We start from the raw sequence: 17309 nt of genomic DNA, 5'->3' as shown, positions 1-17309 counted from the left end.
CTCTCCACCCCCGCGCCCCCCACCACGCCGGCTGGGGTGACGTGGATCACGTTGGAGGCTAGGGTGTGGGGACCGACGATCGCCCATCCCCAGGAGGTCGCGATGACCGTGCCGTCCTCGTCGGCGGAGCATGCGCTCGACGCTCGCCCCGAGCTGCCGGGCGAAACCGTGTCCCGCGTCGCCATGACGCCCGCGGCGCTCGAGCTGATCCGCCGACTCCTCCCGATCCATGGCCCGCTCATGTTCCACCAGTCCGGCGGCTGCTGCGACGGCTCCGCGCCCATGTGCTATCCCGCCGGCGACTTCACGACCGGCGCCGCCGACGTCCTGCTGGGCACCTTCGCGCTGCCGGCCGAGGGGGACCAGGCCGCCGTGGAGATCCCGTTCTGGATGTCCGCCGCCCAGTTCGAGTACTGGAAGCACACCCACCTCACCCTGGACGTGGTGGACGGGCGCGGCTCCGGCTTCTCCGTCGAGGCGCCCGAGGGCAAGCGGTTCCTGATCCGTTCGCGGTTGATGGCCGGCTCGCGATGAGCTCGACCCTCGCCACCGGCGCCTACCGACGCGCCGTGGACCGGGCCCACGAGTCCCTCGACTCGGTCCGCCTGTCGCTCGCGCCGTCGTCGTCCACCGCTCCGACCGGCGCGGACCAGGGCCTGCGCGCCGCCCTCCAGGGGCTGCGGCGGGAGGTCCGCGAGTCCTGGCTGCGCTCCCTCGGCGCCCTCACCCCCGCGGGGTCGGCCCTCGACGCAGGAGCTTCCGCGGCCGCGCCCGCGGTGCCCGGCCAGACCGACCCGGCCACCCTCGCCGACGACGACCTCGCCGCCGCCCGCCGCGAGCAGCGTCTCACCGTGGCCCTGCCGGTGGTCCGCCGCATGCTCATCCACCCCGCGGCCGAGGCCGGGATGCTCGCCGCGATCGGCAACGCGCGCGGCCACCTGCTGTGGGTCGAGGGCGACCGGACTGCGGTGCGCCACGCCGAGACCATGGGCTTCGTGGCCGGCGCCGACTGGTCCGAGGCGTCCATGGGCACCTCCGCCCCCGGCATCGTCCTCGCGACCGGCGCCCCCACGCAGGTCAGCCGTGGCGAGCACCTGAGCCCGCGCGTGCACCCGTGGAGCTGTTCGGCCGTCCCGCTCACGGACCCGGCCACCGGACGGCTCGTCGGGGTCCTGGACCTCACGGGCGGCGAGGATGCCGTCAGCCACCTCGCCCTGCCGCTGCTCCAGGCCACCGTGGACGCCGTGCATGCCGCCTGGCGGGATCTGCCCGCCCCGTCCCGGGGCCGTCCCCGCGGCACCGTCCCGACGCTGGGCCCCTCGGCTCCGCCGTCCGCCTCGCCGGAGCCGAGCCCCGCCGCTGCGCCGCACCGCCACGACGCCGCCGCGGGCCTGCTGCGCGTCACCGGCCACCTGCCGCCCACGCTGGACGGGGTCGAGCTCACCGGCCGGCACGCCGAGATCCTCACCCTCCTCGCGTGGCACGGCCCGGGCCTGACCGGCGCCGAGCTCGAGGTCGCGCTGTACCCGGAGGAGACGGCCGGTCCCCGGCCCGCGCCGGGCGCCGCCCCCGCCCGCGCCATCTCGCTGCGCGCCGAGGTGCACCGTCTCCGCCGGGCGCTGCAGGACGTGGGGGCGCCGGTGGAGCTGCTGTCCCGGCCGTACCGGCTCGTGGGGGAGGTGCACGCGGACCTGCTGTGCGCGCGGGAGGCGCTGCGCGCCGGGGACCTGGACCGTGCGTTGCACGCGGCGGCCGGGCCGGTGCTGCCGCGGTCGGCGTCCCCCGGTGTCGCCTCGATCCGCGCGGAGCTGGGGGAGGCGCTGCGCGAGGCCGTCGCCCAGGACGCGGATGTCGACCAGCTCTGGGCCTACCTGGGCCGCCCCGAGGCCCGCGACGACGTCGAGCTCTGGGGCGCCGCCCTGCGTCTGCTGCCGACGGACTCGCCGCGGCGTGCGCTCGCCGTGGCCACGCTCGAGCGGATCGAGCGGGACCTGGCCTGACCCGGCCCGCCCCTCACCCGCGCTCGGCCGCAACCTTCGTGCAACCTCCCTGTGACTAGCGTCACAGCCACGGCAGGGCGTCACCCGGCGCCGAGGCAACCGCAGGCAAAGGAGCCAGCACCATGACCGTCTACGCATTCCCGGGCACCGAGGGAGCCAAGGTCGAGTTCAAGCCCCGCTACGAGCACTTCATCGGCGGCGAGTGGACACCCCCGGTCAAGGGCCAGTACTTCGAGAACGTCACGCCCGTGACGGGCAAGGTGTTCTGCGAGGTCGCCCGCGGCACGGCCGAGGACATCGACGCCGCCCTCGACGCCGCCTGGAAGGCCGCCCCGGCCTGGGGCGCCACCTCGCCGGCCGAGCGGGCGCTCGTGCTGCACCGCATCGCGGACCGCATGGAGGAGAACCTCGAGATGCTGGCGGTCGCGGAGACGTGGGACAACGGCAAGGCCGTCCGGGAGACCCTCAACGCGGACGTCCCGCTGGCCATCGACCACTTCCGGTACTTCGCGGGCGCGATCCGTGCACAGGAGGGCGGCCTGTCCCAGGTGGATGAGGACACCGTCGCCTACCACTTCCATGAGCCGCTCGGCGTGGTCGGCCAGATCATCCCGTGGAACTTCCCGCTGCTGATGGGGGTGTGGAAGCTGGCGCCCGCGCTGGCCGCGGGCAACGCCGTCGTGATCAAGCCCGCCGAGCAGACCCCGGCCTCGATCATGGTGTTCATCGAGCTGATCGCGGACCTGCTGCCGGCCGGCGTCGTCAACGTGATCAACGGCTTCGGCCTCGAGGCCGGCAAGCCGCTCGCGCAGTCGCCGCGCATCCGCAAGATCGCGTTCACGGGCGAGACGACGACGGGCCGGCTGATCATGCAGTACGCCTCGGAGAACATCATCCCGGTGACCCTGGAGCTGGGCGGCAAGTCGCCCAACGTCTTCTTCGAGGACGTCATGGCGGCCGACGACGCCTACTGGGACAAGGCGCAGGAGGGCTTCACCCTGTTCGCGCTGAACCAGGGCGAGGTCTGCACGTGCCCGTCGCGTGCGCTCGTGCAGGAGTCGATCGCGGAGAAGTTCCTCGATGCCGTCGTGGAGCGGACCTCGCGCATCGTCACCGGCAACCCGCTGGACACGGACGTGATGATGGGCGCCCAGGCCTCCAACGACCAGCTCGAGAAGATCACCTCCTACCTGGACATCGGCCGTCAGGAGGGCGCCGAGGTGCTGATCGGCGGCGCCCGCGCCGAGATGGAGGGCGAACTGGCCGGCGGCTACTACGTGCAGCCCACGATCTTCCGCGGGGACAACTCGATGCGCATCTTCCAGGAGGAGATCTTCGGGCCGGTGGTCTCGACGACCACGTTCACCGACTTCGACGACGCCATGCGGATCGCCAACGACACGCTCTACGGGCTCGGCGCCGGCGTGTGGTCCCGGAACGGCAACACCGCCTATCGCGCGGGCCGGGCGATCCAGGCCGGTCGCGTGTGGGTGAACAACTACCACGCCTACCCGGCCCACGCCGCGTTCGGCGGGTACAAGTCCTCCGGCATCGGCCGCGAGAACCACCTGATGATGCTCGACCACTACCAGCAGACCAAGAACCTGCTCGTCTCCTACTCCGAGGACAAGCTCGGGTTCTTCTGAGCCGGTGCCGGCACCGCACGACCCCCCTCCCCACTCCACGAAAGGTGATCCCCATGACCACGATGAAGGCAGCCGTCGTCACCCAGTTCGGCACAGAGGCCGACGTCACGGAGGTCGAGCGCCCGACGCCCGGCCAGCACCAAGCGCTCGTGAAGCTCATCTCCTCGGGCGTCTGCCACACGGACCTGCACGCGATGGAGGGTGACTGGCCGGTGAAGCCGACCCCGCCGTTCATCCCGGGCCACGAGGGCGTGGGCATCGTCGAGGAGGTCGGACCCGACGTCGAGAACCTCAAGGTCGGGGACATGGTCGGCAACGCGTGGCTGTGGGGCGCGTGCGGCCACTGCCAGTACTGCCGCACCGGGTGGGAGACCCTGTGCGAGGAGCAGATCAACGGCGGCTACTCCATGAACGGATCCTTCGGCGAGTACATGCTCGTGGACGCCCGCTACGCGCCCCTGATCCCCGAGGGCGCGGACCCGATGGAGGTCGGCCCGATCCTGTGCGCCGGCGTCACGGTGTACAAGGGGCTGAAGCAGACCGAGGTGCGGCCCGGGCAGTGGGTCGTGATCTCCGGCATCGGCGGCCTGGGGCACATCGCGGTGCAGTACGCCGTGGCGATGGGCATGCGCGTGGTGGCCGTGGACGTCGCGGACGACAAGCTGGCGCTCGCCTCCCGGCACGGCGCGGAGCTGACCGTGAACGCGAACGTCGCGGACCCCTCCGTGGAGATCCAGGAGAAGATCGGCGGCGCCCACGGCGTGCTCGTCACGGCCGTGCACCCGCAGGCGTTCGGCCAGGCCATCGCGATGACCCGCCGCGGCGGCACCATCGTGTTCAACGGCCTGCCCCCGGGCGACTTCCCCGCGCCGATCTTCGACATCGTCCTCAAGGGCCTGACCATCCGCGGCTCGATCGTGGGCACCCGGCAGGACATGGTCGAGGCACTCGAGTTCTACGCGGCCGGGAAGATCCACCCGACGTTCCACACCCGCCCGCTCACCGAGATCAACGACGTGTTCGACGAGATGCGCCACGGCAAGATCGAGGGCCGCGTCGTCATCGACTACGCGATGCAGGACTGACGTGCCGCCTGGGCATCCGCTGGGCGCGGGGTAGTATCGACACATCACACGCACCAGTGCGACGGCGGTCGTCCCGCCCGGAGATCCGGGCCGGGGCGGCCGCCGTCGTCGTCGCGGGGACGGGACGGGCCGCAGCGATTCCGGTGCGCGAGCCTCAGCGGGCCGCGGCCGGGGCGACGCCGTCGCGCAGCCACTCCAGCGTGGCCGGCCAGAAGGCCGGCGCGAACCGCGCGTGGAACAGTCCGAAGTGCCCGATCTCCGCCACACCGAGTTCCTCCGGTCGCACCCGCCAGCGCACCGTCCGTCGGCCCGGCGAGTAGGCGTCCGCGCGGTCGAGGGCGGCGCCGGTGCCGAAGTCGTCGTCCACGGGCGCCACGATCAGCGCGTCCGCCGTGAACGCGGCCAGACGACGGCGCAGCTCGTCCCGGCCGGCGGTGGTGCGGGCGCTCGCGGTGAAGTCGCGGCGACTGCGCGCCCAGTCCAGGGCGACCCCGCGCGGCAGGTCCTCGAGCCAGCCGAGCCGCCGCCCCGGGAAGTGCCCGCGGGCCAGCGTGATCGCCGGCATCGCCGCGTGCCAGCGCGCCCACATCCGCGCCCTCCCCGGCCGCGCCCGGTAGTCCCGCCAGTAGGCGTGCTGCCCGCCGACGGCCACGTGCCGGGCCACATGCCGCGCCTCGTCCGCGAGCCCGACGCCGAACCCGCCGAAGCTGTGGCCCACCGTCAGGAGGGGGCCGGGCAGGCGCGTCCGGGCCCAGCCGAGCACGGCGTCCGCGTCGAGGGCGCGCCAGTCCGCCCACCGCGCCCGCCGCGCCACGGCGAACGGCTCGCGGGACTCCCCGACACCCCGGTAGTCGAACGTGACCGCGTGGAACCCGTGGCCGGCGAGGAACTCCGCGTAGCGCCGGTAGTACGTGGCCTTCACCCCGGTCGCCGAGGCGATCACCACGGTGCCGGCAGGCGAGGCCGGGGGCGTCGTCATGGGGGCCAAGTGGCGGGCCGCGAGCACGAAGCCGTCGCGGGCGCGGAGGCGCACGAGGGTGGAGGTGGTCTGCGTCACGCCGCCACCCTAGGCGCGGGGCGGCGCGACCTGCGACACAGACCTGCGACACAATGGGCCCATGACTGAGACCCCCCAGAGCTCGTCCGGCCAGAGCCGGGACGAGATCCTCGCCCGCCTCGAGGAGATCTACGCGAACGACCCCGCGGTGCGCGAGCACGGCGTCACCCTCGGCGAGGTGGCCGAGGGGCGCGTGGTGCTGCACCGCGACGTCACCGCGGACATGGTGAACTCCCACGAGATCTGCCACGGCGGCTTCCTGTTCCACCTCGCGGACTCGGCGCTGGCGTACTGCGTGGCGACCTTCGGCGCCGCCCCCGTCACCCGGCGCGCCGAGATCACCTACGTGGCGCCCGCCAGGCTCGGCGCGCACCTCGTGGCGACCGCCCGCCAGTCGGTGGAGTTCGGCCGCGACCGCATGATCGAGGTCGGCATCGAGGCGGACGGCCAGCTCGTCGCCTGGTTCACCGGCCACTCCACGAGCCCGCGGGTGCACGCGTGAGCGCCGGGCAGGACGCGACGACGGCCGGGCCGGTCGTCGAGTCGGTGGAGCTGCACGTGGCCGCGGGGGCGGAGGCGGCGTTCGAGGCCGCCGTCGCCGAGGCCGAGCCGCTGTTCCGGGACAAGGGCGCGACGTCCTTCGCGCTGTCCCGGCAGGTGGAGGACCCGGCGCGCTACCGGCTGCTGATCGGCTGGCGCACGCTCGAGGACCACACCGTGGCCTTCCGCGAGTCCGACGCGTTCCTCGCGTGGCGTGCGCTCGTCACCCCGCACCTGGCGCAGCCGCCGGCCGCGACCCACTGGTCCGCCGTCTGACCCCCGCACCCCCCGTTTTCGTTCGGGAAACGGCGGTCCCCGGCGCGTTTTCGTTCGAGAAACGGCGCGAGGGCCGACCGTTTCCCGAACGAAAGTGCCCGACACGCCGCCGTTTCCCGAACGAAAGTGCCGACTGAGACGCGGTCGGTTCAGAGGTGACGGCCGGCCAACCGCGTGAGGCTCGACTGGATGCCCCGCCCGTTGTCCGCCGGCACCCGCAGCAGCTCGTACGCGCGGCGCACGGCCGGCCGGGCCCACGAGTAGTCGAAGGTCTCGGTGACCTCGGTGGTGCCGTCCCCGTTGTCCCGGAACGCCCAGCGCCACCGGTGTCTGCCCGGGTGGGCCCACTCCACGAGCTCGTCCTCGTCCACGGCGGTGGCGGTCAGCGTCATCGTGTACGGCACCCCGTACTTTCGCATGGCCACGCGGAACCGGTCGCCCACGGCCAGCCGGTGCGGCCCGCTCACCTTCGGCCGCACGGTCCCGGATCCGTCCGCCTCGTGATGGCGGTGCGGGTCCGCGAGCATCGCCCACAGCTCGTGCGCCGGCGCGGCCACGGTGACCCGGTAGGACACCTGGTGCTCGCCGGTCTCCACGCGCTCGGGCCACGCCGCCTGCGGGGCGGCCTGCGGCAGCCCGGACGACGACGGCGCGGCGGCGGACTCGGTCTCGGGGGTGGCGGACGAGGGGGTCGGCTCGGTGCTCATGCCGTCCAGTCTAGGAACCGCCGCGGACACCGGAAGCGGAGGCGACGGCACCCCTCGGCGGGACACCACAGGACTCTTGCCGGGGGCCCGCCCCGGGCCTAGGGTCAGGTCATGGGCGCATGGGGCAGAAACGTCTTCCAGAACGACACCGCGCTGGACATCGTGGACGAGGTCCTCGACGGCACCTTCGACCTGGACGAGTTCCGCAAGAACTTCCGTCGCGACGAGGACGAGGGCCACCTGACCGCGAGCCAGGGCGCCGCACTCCTCACCCTCGGGGCGCTCGTGCGGATCGCCCGGAACGAGGACCACGCGGACCTCGAGGCCCTGCTCGAGCACGCGGAGACGGACGAGGTGGACCTCACCGCCTTCATCGACCAGTTCTCGGACGAGGACGTCGAGACCCTGCGGGAGCTGATCGGCGTGGTCATCCGCGAGCCCTCCTGCTCCGAGCTCTACCAGCTCTGGGAGGAGTCCGGGGAGCTCGAGCAGTGGCTCGAGTACTCCCGCGAATGCCTGCCCTGACCGGCCGGCCGGGCCGGGGTGGACCCGGCCCGCGCTCGGCCCCGCCCCGGCTCAGCGCGCGTAGCGGGTGAGCCGCAGCGAGTTCAGCACCACGAGCACGCTCGAGGCCGCCATCGCGCCGCCGGCGATCATCGGGTTGAGCAGGCCCAGGGCCGCGACCGGGATGCCGAGCACGTTGTAGAGGAACGCCCAGAACAGGTTCATCCGGATGATCCCCAGGGTGCGGCGGCTCAGGTCGAGCGCCTGGACCACCTGGTGCAGGTCGTCGCCCATCACGGTGATCTGCGCGGCCTCGCGGGCCACGTCCGTCCCCGAGCCCATGGCGATGCCCATGTCCGCCGCGGCGAGCGCCGGGGCGTCGTTGACGCCGTCGCCCACCATGGCCACCACGGCGCCCTCGGACTGCAGGCGCGTCACCACGTCCACCTTGTCCTCGGGGCGCACGCCGGCCACCACGTCCTCGGCCGGGATCCCGACGGCGGCCGCCACCTGGGTGGCGACGGCGGCGTTGTCCCCGGTCACCAGCAGCGGGCGCAGGCCGAGCTCCTTGAGCCGGGCGATGGCGTCCGCCGAGGTCTCCTTCACGGTGTCCCGCACGGACAGGACGCCCGCCACGCGGCCGCCGACCGCGACCCACACGGCCGTGGCGCCGGCCTGCTCCGCCGCTTCGAACGCGGCACGGTGCTCGGCGGGGATGCCGCCGTCGAGGGCGGTCTCGAGGACGGAGCCGCGGCCGACGGCCACGCGGACCGGATCCGGGCCGGCGGCGCCGTGCGCGCCGGAGCCGAGGGCGCCGTCGTCGTGGGGGAGGGCGACCAGCCCGGACACGCCGCCGCCGGCCGTGGAGGCGAAGTCCGCCACGCCGGGCACGGTCAGGCCGCGCTCCTCGGCGCCGGCCACGATCGCGCGGGCGATCGGGTGCTCGGACCCGCGCTCGACGGCGGCCGCCAGGGTCAGCAGGACGTCGGCGGCCTGGTCCGGCGCCGTCTCGGCCACGAAAGCGCTCCGGGAGGCGCCCGTTTCGGCCACGAAAGCGGGGTCGAGGACGAGCACGTCCGCGAGCGCCATGCGGCCCTCGGTCACGGTGCCGGTCTTGTCCAGCACGATCGTGTCCACGGTGCGCGAGTCCTCGAGCACCTCGGGGCCGCGGATGAGGATGCCCAGCTGCGAGGCGCGGCCGGTGCCGGCCAGCAGGCCGACCGGGGTCGCCAGACCGAGGGCGCACGGGCACGCGATCACGAGCACGGCCACGCCGGCGCGCAGCGCGGACGGCAGGTCGCCGGTCACCAGCATCCACACCGCGAAGGTCAGCACGGCGATCCCGAGCACGATCGGCACGAACACGGCGGAGATCCGGTCGGCCAGCCGGGCCACGCGGGCCTTGCCGGTCTGCGCCTCGGAGACGAGCCGTCCCATCTGGGCGAGCGTCGTGTCCGAGCCGACGCGGGTCGCGCGGGCCACGAGCCGGCCCGAGGTGTTCAGGGTGGCGCCGGTGAGGGCGTCCCCGGGGCCGACCTCCACGGGCACGGACTCGCCCGTGAGCAGGGAGGCGTCCACGGCGGAGGTGCCCTCGAGCACCTCGGCGTCCGTGGGCACTTTCTCGCCGGGGCGGATCAGCACGACGTCGCCCGGCGCGAGGGACTGGGCGGGCACCGTGCGCTCGTCGTGGGTCTCGGGGTCGTAGAGGGTGGCCTGGGCCGCGCCCAGGTCCAGGAGGGCCCGCAGCGCGGCGCCGGCCTCGCGCTTGGCGCGGGCCTCGAGCCAGCGGCCCAGCAGCAGGAACGTGGTGATGACCGCGGCCGTCTCGAAGTACAGGCTGTGGTGGGCCATCTCCGCCATGGTCCCGCCCACGTGGGCGGTCATGTCCGGCGCCACGATCAGCTCCACGGCCGAGAAGGAGAAGGAGACGAGCACGCCCAGGGACACGAGGGTGTCCATCGTGGACGAGCCGTGCCGGGCCGCGCGGAACGCCGCCGAGTGGAACGGCCACGCCGCCCACAGCGCCACGGGCGCCGCCAGGGCGAACGCGACCCAGCCCCAGTGCGGGAACTGCAGTGCCGGGACCATGGAGATCAGCACGAGCGGCACCGTCAGCACCGCCGCGCCGATCAGGCGCGGCTTCAGCACGTCCTCACTCGGACCGTGGGCCATGTGGTCGTGGTGGTCCACGCCGTCATGGTCCGCGGCATGCTCCTCGCCGTGCTCCTCGCCGTGCTCGGAGGTGTGCGCGTGCCCGGCGTGTCCGGCGTGTCCGGCCGGCGGGGCGGGACGGCGCACGGTGGCGCCGTACCCGGCCTTCTCGACGGCGGCCACGAGCTCCTCGTCCGAGACGCCGGCGGGCGCGGTGACGGTCGCCTGTTCGAGCGGCAGGTTCACGGACGCCGTGACGCCCTCGAGCTTGCCCAGCTTGCGCTCGACGCGGCCCACGCACGAGGCGCAGGTCATGCCGGTGACGTCCAGGTCGACGCGGCGGGTGGTCTCGGACTGCGGGCCGGCCGGGGTGGAGGAGGCGGGGTGGTCATGGGGTCAGGCCTCCACCAGCGTGTAGCCGGCCTCCTCGACGGCGGCGCGCGCGGCGGCGGGGTCGAGGGGGCCCTCGGAGGTGACGGTGGCGGTGGACACGCCCCCGGCGTTCAGGTCCACGTCCACGGCGGAGACGCCGGCGATCTCGCCGAGCTCCTCCCGGACGGAGGCGGCGCAGTGGCCGCAGGTCATGCCGGTGATCTTCAGGTCGGTGGTGGTCATCTCGTGCTCCTCGTGCGGTGGTGGGTGGGCGACGGCGCCGGTCAGCGCAGCAGGCGGCCGAGGGCGGCCGTCGCCTCGGCGACCTTCTCGTCGATGAGCTCGGTGCGGCCTTCCGCCTCGGCCTGCACCGCGGCCTCCGCCACGCAGTGACGCAGGTGCTCCGAGGTGAGATTCAGGCTGAGGGACTGCAGCGCCTTCGTGACGGCGGCGACCTGCGTGAGGACGTCGATGCAGTACACGTCCTCGTCCACCATGCGGTGGAGGCCGCGCACCTGCCCCTCGATGCGGCGCAGTCGCGCCAGGTGCTTCGCCTTGTCCCGGTGGACCTCGTGCGGGGGCCGGTGGCCGTCGCAGGCATCCGCCGCGGCGGACGGAAGGGGCGAGGCGGCGGCGGGCGCCGTCGTCGTGCTGTCCGTGCTCATACCCCCGTTCTATACCCCAGGGGGGTATGGGTCAAGGGGTCGGCCGACGCGGGTGCCCTCCTCCGGCAGCGGGGTGGCGGCTTCGCCCAGATCGGCGATCAGGCCGCGGACCTCCAGGTCCAGGGCGTCGCGCACGCCGCGCACCTGCTCGAGGCTCATGCCGCGGATCGACGGCACGGACCACTTCTGCACCTGCGCGCCCTCGGGGATCTCGAACGGATCCGCGCCGTCGAAGAGCACCACGATCTCGGCGGCCCGGAGCACGTCCGGGTCCAGGCCCTTGGTGTACGTGTGGTGCAGCGGGATGCCGATCTCGTTCATCGCCTCGAACGCGGTGGAGATGACCTCGCCGGCGGGCTCCGTGCCGGCCGAGCGGGCCCTGACCTCGCCGTGGGTGCGGTTCTCGAGCAGGGCCGCGGCCATCTGCGAGCGGCCGGCGTTGCCGTGGCAGACGAACAGCACACGCGGGTGGCGGGACTCGATGCTGCCCTGGTTGATCGCCCTGGCGCGCAGGCGCGAGGCGGCATGCTGCACCGAGGTGGTCGGCAGCATCTCCGGGTGGCGGCTCGTCTCGGCGAGCTCGGCGTAGGAGTCGAACAGGAGCTGACGCACCGTCGCCTCGTCGGCCACGCCGGGGAAGCGCGCCATCAGCGGCCCGACCTCGCGCTCGAGCACGTGCGCGGCCATCCCGTGCGGCACGGGGTCCACCGCGGCGGGGATGTCCGGCGCGGCCGTCGTGTCCAGCGGCATGTCGTCCACCGCCGGTGCGTGATCGGCGTGGGGGTCCGGGGGGATGGGGGCCATGATGCGAGTCCTCCGGGGAAGGCGGTCGGTTGAACGCGAGGTGAACGGGTGCCCCCACCCTGCGACGTCGGGTGTGCCGGCGCAAGCCTTGACGGGATCCCTCCGCGCCCGACGACGCCGCTCGCCGCCGTCGGGGCGGTGGCCGAGGCCCGGGCCCGGAGCGGGGGTCCGCCGAGGTGGGAGAGAATGGGGCCATGTCTGTCCGCTCCCTGCTCCCGGACCTCGGCACCTCCGCGACCGGGACCCCCGAGGCCGCCGTCCCCCCGTTCGCTCGGGCGGTGCTGTGGGCGCACGGGGACGACGCGTGGCGGGGCGAGGGCGGCTGGACCGTGCTCCTGGACGGCGCCGACCGGCTCCGCCGGCTCTCCGCGCTGTGGCAGGCCGCCGTCGCCGGGCGACCGGACCCGACGGCCCCGCTGCGGGGCTGGATCTCCTCGACCTTCGCCGATGACTCGCCCGAGCCCGCGGTCCTGCGCATCCCCGCGGATCTGCGCCGCGCCACGCCGTCCGGCGTGCGAGACGTGGCCCAGCACGTGGACGCGGACGCGCTCGCAGCCGCCGTCGCCGCGGACCGCGGAGCCCGGCTGCTGGCCGACGGCGAGGTGCCCCTGCCCGCCGACGTCGCCGACCATGCCTGGGACGACGCCGGCTACGCGGCCGGGGTGCGCGAGCTGCTGACGCGGATGGCCGACTCGGGCGGGGAGCTGGCGAAGGTCGTGATCAGCCGCACGATGACCGTCCCCGCGGACGACGCCGACCTGTGGCGGGCGATCGGGGCGCTGCGCCGCGAGTACCCGCAGACCTGGGTGTTCGCCGTCGGCGGGCTGCTGGGCGCCACGCCCGAGGTCCTCGCCACGCGGCACGCGGGGCTCGTGGGCTCGCGGGTGCTGGCGGGGTCCATGCCGCGCGGCGCGGACGAGGAGGAGGACGCCGCGCTGCGGGAGCGTCTGGCCTCTGATCCGCGGCTGGCGGAGGAGCATCGCTGGGCGGCGCGGTCGGTGCTGGACGCGCTGGCGCCCGTCGTCGACCTCGCCGACGACGACCCCGCGCCCACCGTCCTGACCCTGCCGAACGTGCACCACCTGGCCACGTCCGTGCGCGGCCGGCTGCGGGACGGGCGGGGGACCGTGCTGGACGTGGTGGCCGCGCTGCATCCGACGGCGGCCGTCGGCGGGACCCCCACGCCGGACGCGGTGAGGGTGATCGCGGAGGTCGAGCCCGTGGACCGCGGCCGCTATGCGGGCCCGGTCGGGTGGCTCGACCAGGACGGCGACGGCGAGATCGCCCTGGCGCTGCGCTGTGGCCAGCAGGTGCCCGGCGGGGTGCGGCTGCAGGCCGGGGGCGGGATGGTCCCGGGAGCGGTGCCCGAGGAGGAGGTCACGGAGATCCGGGCCAAGTTCCTGCCGATGCGCCGAGCGCTGGGCGTCGCCGCGGACTGAGGCCTCCCGTGCCGTGCCCCCCCGTTCGCGTCACCCACGCTTTCGTGTAGGAAACGGCGGCGTGTCGCGGTGCTTTTGTGTGAGAAACGGCGCCGCACCTCGGAGTCGCGTGGGCGTCGATGGAACGGCGCCCCGGAGCGTTCACGCCGTTTCCCGAACGAAAGCGTTCTGGCACCCGCCGTTTCCCGAACGAAAGCGTCCGGGGAGGCGAGAAGACCCGCCGGCCACGGCCCCTCGCGGGGCGGGCCGACGGGTCGTCGCGTCGGTATGGGGGATCAGGCGGCGACGGCCATGGCCTCGTGGGCCGGCGTCGCGGCCTGGAGGCGGCGGGTGGCCTCGCGCTCGGCGAGGGCCGGCAGGAAGGTGGTGATGCGGGCGCCGCGCTTGAGGTCGGCGACGACCTCGCGGACGACCGAGCGGACGGTCTCGGCGGTGACGGTGCCCTCGAAGCGGCGGAGGAGGGTCTCCTCGACGCGCTGGAGCACGTGGCGTTGCATGAGGGGGCTCGGGGCGGTGGGCAGGTGGTGGCTGGTCGTGTTGATGCTCACGGTGAGCACCTCCTTTGGTTGCCGGACCACGAGTCCGGCGGATCGTCGCGGCGGGGCCGCGGGTGATGAGTTCGGTGGAGTCCCGACCTCGCGTTCCGTAAACGCTAGGTGAACTGCTTGTGAACAAGTTTACAGATTTCCTCCCGGAGTGCAACTCCGTGTTCACCAACGTGACCTGTGACACCCTGTCGCGCATGCCTGCATGGCGCGAAATCAGCGCAATCATGCGGTTCTCGGATCGAGGTGCCACGAGCGGCAGGCGAACAGCAAGATGAACAGAAGGTGAACGGCACCGTTCATCTCGGCCCCCTGCCCCTCCGCCCGGCCCGGTGCGAGGCTGGGACCATGCGCCCCGACTGCCACTCCGCCCCGACCTCCGCGGCCGCCCTCGCCCGCGAGGCCGTGATCCTCGCCGGTGCCGGTGCGGCGATCCTGCTCCAGGTGGCGCACCGGCCGGTGGGGGCCGGCGTCGCCGTCCACTCCCGGTTCACCGAGGACCCGATGCGCCGGCTCCGCCACACGCTCGCCTACATCTACGCGGTCACCCTCCCCGAGGCCGCGCCGTTGCGCGACGCGGTCGTCGACCGGGTGCGGGCGGCGCACCGCCCGGTCCGCGGGCTCGACGCCGGAGGCCACCCCTACGACGCCGCCGACCCGGACGCCCAGCTCTGGGTGGCCGCCACCCTCTATGCGATGGGGGAGCAGGTGCGCCGCCGGATGTGGGGCGCCCTCGACGCCGAGGACGCCGACCGCCTCTACCGCGGGTACGCCCCGCTCGCCACGAGCCTCGAGGTCCCCGCCTCCGCCTGGCCGGTCGACCGCGCGGCGTTTGCGGACTACTGGGACGACCGGGTGGCCCGGCTCGAGGTCACGGACGACGCGCGGCGGGTCGCCGCCGACCTGTTCTCCGGCCAGGGCGTCCCCGCGCCGCTGCGGGCGGCTATGCCCCTGGCCCGGTTCGTCACCGCCGGTCTCCTCCCAGGCCGCGTGCGCGCCGGCCTCGGCTGGTCCTGGACTGGGCGGGACTCCGTCCGGGAGGCACGCCTCTGGGGGCTGGCGCGCACCCTGTACCGGCCGCTGCCGGCGACGGTGCGCGGCGTCGTCGTCCGCTGGGTCCTGCGGGGGCTGCCCCGGACGCGAAAGCCGCGCGGCGCCGTCGACGTGGAGGCGACCCGCCGCGAAGTCCGCCCCGTCTGGGAGAATGGTGCCGATGTCTGACTACCAGCCCCGCCGCCCCGGATCGAAGCCCACCCCGAACCGCCAGAGGGACCGCGCCGGCAAGCCGGCCCTCGGCCGCCCCGAGCGCGGCCTGATCGACGAGTCCGAGGCGCGCCAGCTCGCCGAGGACCGAGAGCGCATGCGCCGCGCCGGCGTCGGCCACCAGCTCTCCGCGCCCAAGCGCCGCGAGGCCGCCACCGCCGAGCGCCCCCAGGTGATGCCGAAGACCGAGGGCTGGACCCAGCCGATGGGCCCGGACGGCCGACCGCAGCTGCAGTTCAAGCAGCCGCGCGTCTCCCAGCCGCCCACCCACCTGGCCGACCTCACGCTGAAGGAACGGCAGGAGAAGGCCAAGGAGATCGGGCTGCCGGCGTTCCGCGCCAAGCAGCTCTCGGTGCACTACTTCGAGCACTACACCACCGATCCGGAGCAGATGACGGACCTGCCCAAGGACAAGCGGGAGGCGATCGCGGAGGCGTTCTTCCCGCCGCTGCTCACCGAGGTCCGGCGCATGGAGACCGACCGCGGGGACACCGTCAAGTTCCTGTGGCGGCTGTTCGACGGCGCTCTCGTGGAGTCCGTGCTGATGCGGTATCCCGGCCGCGTGACGCTGTGCGTGTCCAGCCAGGCCGGCTGCGGGATGAACTGCCCGTTCTGCGCCACGGGCCAGGCCGGGCTGACCCGCAACATGTCCACGGCGGAGATCGTGGAGCAGATCGTGCTGGCCAACCAGGTGATCGCCCAGGGCGGACTGGGCGGCAAGCGCAAGGATGGCGGGCACGACGCCGACCGCGTCACCAACGTCGTGTTCATGGGCATGGGTGAGCCCCTGGCCAACTACAAGCGCGTGATGGCCGCCGTGCACCGCATGGTGGACCCCTCGCCTGAGGGCCTGGGCATGTCCGCGCGGAACATCACGCTGTCCACCGTCGGCCTGGTGCCGGCCATCCGGAAGCTGGCCGAGGAGGGCGTGCCGCTGACGTTCGCGCTGTCCCTGCACGCGCCGGACGACGAGCTGCGCGACGAGCTGATCCCCGTGAACTCACGCTGGAAGGCGGACGAGGCGATCGACGCCGCGTACGACTACTTCGTGGCCACCGGGCGCAGGGTGTCCATCGAGTACGCGCTCATCAAGGACATGAACGACCACGCGTGGCGCGCCGACCTGCTGGCCAAGAAGCTCAACGCCCGGGGCAAGGGCTGGGTGCACGTGAACCCGATCCCGCTGAACCCGACGCCGGGCTCCATCTGGACCGCCTCGGAGAAGGACGTGACGCGCGAGTTCGTGGACCGGCTCAACGCCGCCGGCATCCCCACCACCCTGCGCGACACCCGCGGCAAGGAGATCGACGGCGCGTGCGGCCAGCTGGCGGCCGAGGACGTCGACTGACCTGCCGAGGCCCCGCGCGCGGCGCCCACCGGCCCGTCCTCGGGCAAGCCGCGGGGCCGGCGTCGGGGAGCGCCGTCAGAAGCGGACGGTCTCGCTGTCGCCCGGCTCGGCGGTCCCGCCGGTGACCTTGGCCTTGACCAGCTCGACGGCGGTGGCCACCGCGCCCGGGGACTCCCAGAACTGGGCGGTCTGCACGTCCACGCGCACGAGCACGATCTGCGGATCCTCGGGGCTCGAGCCCTCACCGAAGAAGGCCTCGGTGGCCGGGTTCCAGAACTCCTTCTTGCGCGCGTCGTCGCGGACGAGCTGACCGTGGCCCGCGAGGGAGGCCCAGAAGTCCTTGTCCTGCACGGCGACGTTGACCGGGCGCTGCGGAGCGTCCGCGGCGACGTCGGAGGTGGCGCGCGTGAGGAACCAGAGCGTGCCGCCGTCCTCGGCCTGTTGCAGGCCCATCGGGCGGGTGACGAGCGTGCCGTCCCGCTCAGCGGTGGTCAGCATGCAGACGTTCACCTTCGCGAGCTTCTCGAGCAGACGGGCGCGGGGATCCTGGGTGCCCATGGCGTGACTCCTTCGTCGTCGGGTGCCGGCGCCCTGATGTGGCCACCGGCTCGTACCACCGACCCTAGGTGTAGGAGGGCATGACGTTGTTGACTCGGGTCGGTGCCAGTGAGGCCGGAGGAGCGTTCCCGCAGGAGGTATGAGGCCGATGGTAGTTGTAGTGGTTCACCCACACCTGCAGGGCCTCACGCCGAGCTTGCTCTGAGGAGTACGGGCGGGCGTAGAGGACCTCATCGACCATCAGCCGGTTGTACCGCTCGACCTTCCCGTTATGGCGCGGGGTGTAGGGGCGGATCCGGTGATGCCGGCCCCCGAGCGAGACCACCTTCGCGGTGAAGTCCGCAGCCCG

At 73.7% G+C, this 17309-nt stretch carries 19 protein-coding genes; 10 read left to right on the top strand and 9 right to left on the bottom strand.

Features of this window, described 5'->3' with window-relative positions; all coding sequences use genetic code 11:
* Positions 1-102: 102 nt before the first annotated feature.
* The 4 genes from CITRIK5_RS09335 to adhP all read left to right on the top strand — a co-directional run bounded on the left by CITRIK5_RS09335 (position 103) and on the right by adhP (position 4731).
* Positions 103-534, top strand: a complete 432-nt coding sequence (locus CITRIK5_RS09335; protein WP_159833587.1) for a DUF779 domain-containing protein — start codon at positions 103-105, stop codon at positions 532-534.
* Positions 531-2000 carry a helix-turn-helix domain-containing protein gene (locus CITRIK5_RS09330; RefSeq protein WP_159833585.1) on the top strand — a complete coding sequence of 490 codons (1470 nt, stop codon included), beginning with the start codon at positions 531-533 and terminating at the stop codon, positions 1998-2000. Before CITRIK5_RS09335 ends, CITRIK5_RS09330 begins: the two co-directional genes overlap by 4 nt.
* Positions 2001-2122: 122 nt before the next feature.
* Complete coding sequence (locus tag CITRIK5_RS09325; protein WP_159833583.1) at positions 2123-3646, top strand: aldehyde dehydrogenase family protein; 1524 nt, start codon at positions 2123-2125, stop codon at positions 3644-3646.
* Between the two features lie 53 nt (positions 3647-3699).
* On the top strand, positions 3700-4731 hold the full coding sequence (gene adhP, locus CITRIK5_RS09320; protein WP_159833581.1) for an alcohol dehydrogenase AdhP: 1032 nt from the start codon (positions 3700-3702) through the stop codon (positions 4729-4731).
* A gap of 154 nt (positions 4732-4885) precedes the next feature.
* Here the strand turns inward: adhP and CITRIK5_RS09315 are convergent, their stop codons facing one another.
* Positions 4886-5788: an alpha/beta fold hydrolase gene (locus CITRIK5_RS09315; protein ID WP_159833579.1), complete on the bottom strand. Its 903-nt coding sequence runs from the start codon at positions 5786-5788 to the stop codon at positions 4886-4888.
* A gap of 61 nt (positions 5789-5849) precedes the next feature.
* Here CITRIK5_RS09315 and CITRIK5_RS09310 point away from each other — a divergent pair, with 61 nt between their 5' ends.
* The gene (locus tag CITRIK5_RS09310) at positions 5850-6290 is read left to right on the top strand and encodes a hotdog fold thioesterase (protein WP_020624653.1); all 441 of its coding nucleotides are present in this window, start codon (positions 5850-5852) and stop codon (positions 6288-6290) included.
* Positions 6287-6604 carry a putative quinol monooxygenase gene (locus CITRIK5_RS09305; protein WP_020624654.1) on the top strand — a complete coding sequence of 106 codons (318 nt, stop codon included), beginning with the start codon at positions 6287-6289 and terminating at the stop codon, positions 6602-6604. The genes CITRIK5_RS09310 and CITRIK5_RS09305 overlap by 4 nt, the downstream gene beginning before the upstream one ends.
* Before the next feature lie 149 nt (positions 6605-6753).
* Here CITRIK5_RS09305 and CITRIK5_RS09300 read toward each other — a convergent pair whose 3' ends face one another.
* Positions 6754-7311, bottom strand: a complete 558-nt coding sequence (locus CITRIK5_RS09300) for an SRPBCC family protein (RefSeq protein ID WP_061866782.1) — start codon at positions 7309-7311, stop codon at positions 6754-6756.
* 111 nt (positions 7312-7422) lie between these two features.
* Here CITRIK5_RS09300 and CITRIK5_RS09295 point away from each other — a divergent pair, with 111 nt between their 5' ends.
* Positions 7423-7836 carry a DUF4259 domain-containing protein gene (locus tag CITRIK5_RS09295; RefSeq protein ID WP_036316745.1) on the top strand — a complete coding sequence of 138 codons (414 nt, stop codon included), beginning with the start codon at positions 7423-7425 and terminating at the stop codon, positions 7834-7836.
* Between the two features lie 51 nt (positions 7837-7887).
* Here the strand turns inward: CITRIK5_RS09295 and CITRIK5_RS09290 are convergent, their stop codons facing one another.
* The 4 genes from CITRIK5_RS09290 to CITRIK5_RS09275 form a co-directional block, all read right to left on the bottom strand.
* The gene (locus CITRIK5_RS09290) at positions 7888-10296 is read right to left on the bottom strand and encodes a cation-translocating P-type ATPase (protein ID WP_159833754.1); all 2409 of its coding nucleotides are present in this window, start codon (positions 10294-10296) and stop codon (positions 7888-7890) included.
* 66 nt (positions 10297-10362) lie between these two features.
* Positions 10363-10581, bottom strand: coding sequence for a heavy-metal-associated domain-containing protein (locus CITRIK5_RS09285; protein ID WP_036339566.1), 219 nt, complete (start codon positions 10579-10581; stop codon positions 10363-10365).
* 41 nt (positions 10582-10622) lie between these two features.
* Positions 10623-11003 carry a metal-sensitive transcriptional regulator gene (locus CITRIK5_RS09280; protein ID WP_002856860.1) on the bottom strand — a complete coding sequence of 127 codons (381 nt, stop codon included), beginning with the start codon at positions 11001-11003 and terminating at the stop codon, positions 10623-10625.
* A 9-nt stretch (positions 11004-11012) separates the two neighbouring features.
* Positions 11013-11807, bottom strand: a complete 795-nt coding sequence (locus CITRIK5_RS09275; protein WP_134417042.1) for a low molecular weight phosphatase family protein — start codon at positions 11805-11807, stop codon at positions 11013-11015.
* Positions 11808-12001: 194 nt separating this feature from the next.
* Here CITRIK5_RS09275 and CITRIK5_RS09270 point away from each other — a divergent pair, with 194 nt between their 5' ends.
* Positions 12002-13246 (top strand): isochorismate synthase MenF, encoded by a 1245-nt coding sequence (locus tag CITRIK5_RS09270; RefSeq protein WP_159833577.1) that lies wholly within the window; start codon positions 12002-12004, stop codon positions 13244-13246.
* Positions 13247-13521: 275 nt separating this feature from the next.
* On the opposite strand, the gene CITRIK5_RS09265 is transcribed toward CITRIK5_RS09270, so the two are convergent.
* The gene (locus CITRIK5_RS09265; protein WP_227448856.1) at positions 13522-13794 is read right to left on the bottom strand and encodes a three-helix bundle dimerization domain-containing protein; all 273 of its coding nucleotides are present in this window, start codon (positions 13792-13794) and stop codon (positions 13522-13524) included.
* A 345-nt stretch (positions 13795-14139) separates the two neighbouring features.
* On the opposite strand from CITRIK5_RS09265, the gene CITRIK5_RS09260 reads away from it, so the two are divergent.
* A complete protein-coding gene (locus CITRIK5_RS09260) occupies positions 14140-15012 on the top strand; it encodes an oxygenase MpaB family protein (protein WP_044659291.1) in 873 nt (290 codons plus the stop codon).
* Positions 15005-16402 carry a 23S rRNA (adenine(2503)-C(2))-methyltransferase RlmN gene (gene rlmN / locus CITRIK5_RS09255; RefSeq protein ID WP_036384305.1) on the top strand — a complete coding sequence of 466 codons (1398 nt, stop codon included), beginning with the start codon at positions 15005-15007 and terminating at the stop codon, positions 16400-16402. The genes CITRIK5_RS09260 and rlmN overlap by 8 nt, the downstream gene beginning before the upstream one ends.
* 75 nt (positions 16403-16477) lie before the next feature.
* Here rlmN and CITRIK5_RS09250 read toward each other — a convergent pair whose 3' ends face one another.
* Positions 16478-16960 (bottom strand): pyridoxamine 5'-phosphate oxidase family protein, encoded by a 483-nt coding sequence (locus tag CITRIK5_RS09250; protein WP_044659290.1) that lies wholly within the window; start codon positions 16958-16960, stop codon positions 16478-16480.
* 64 nt (positions 16961-17024) lie between these two features.
* The coding region (locus CITRIK5_RS09245; RefSeq protein WP_159833575.1) for an integrase core domain-containing protein at positions 17025-17309 on the bottom strand (285 nt) is incomplete at its 5' end.

It is taken from the genome of Micrococcus sp. 116 (assembly GCF_902506395.1).
GTDB lineage: Bacteria > Actinomycetota > Actinomycetes > Actinomycetales > Micrococcaceae > Micrococcus > Micrococcus luteus.
The sequence above is the reverse complement of the archived record's forward strand: the minus strand, read 5'-3'. Positions and strand labels throughout refer to the sequence as shown.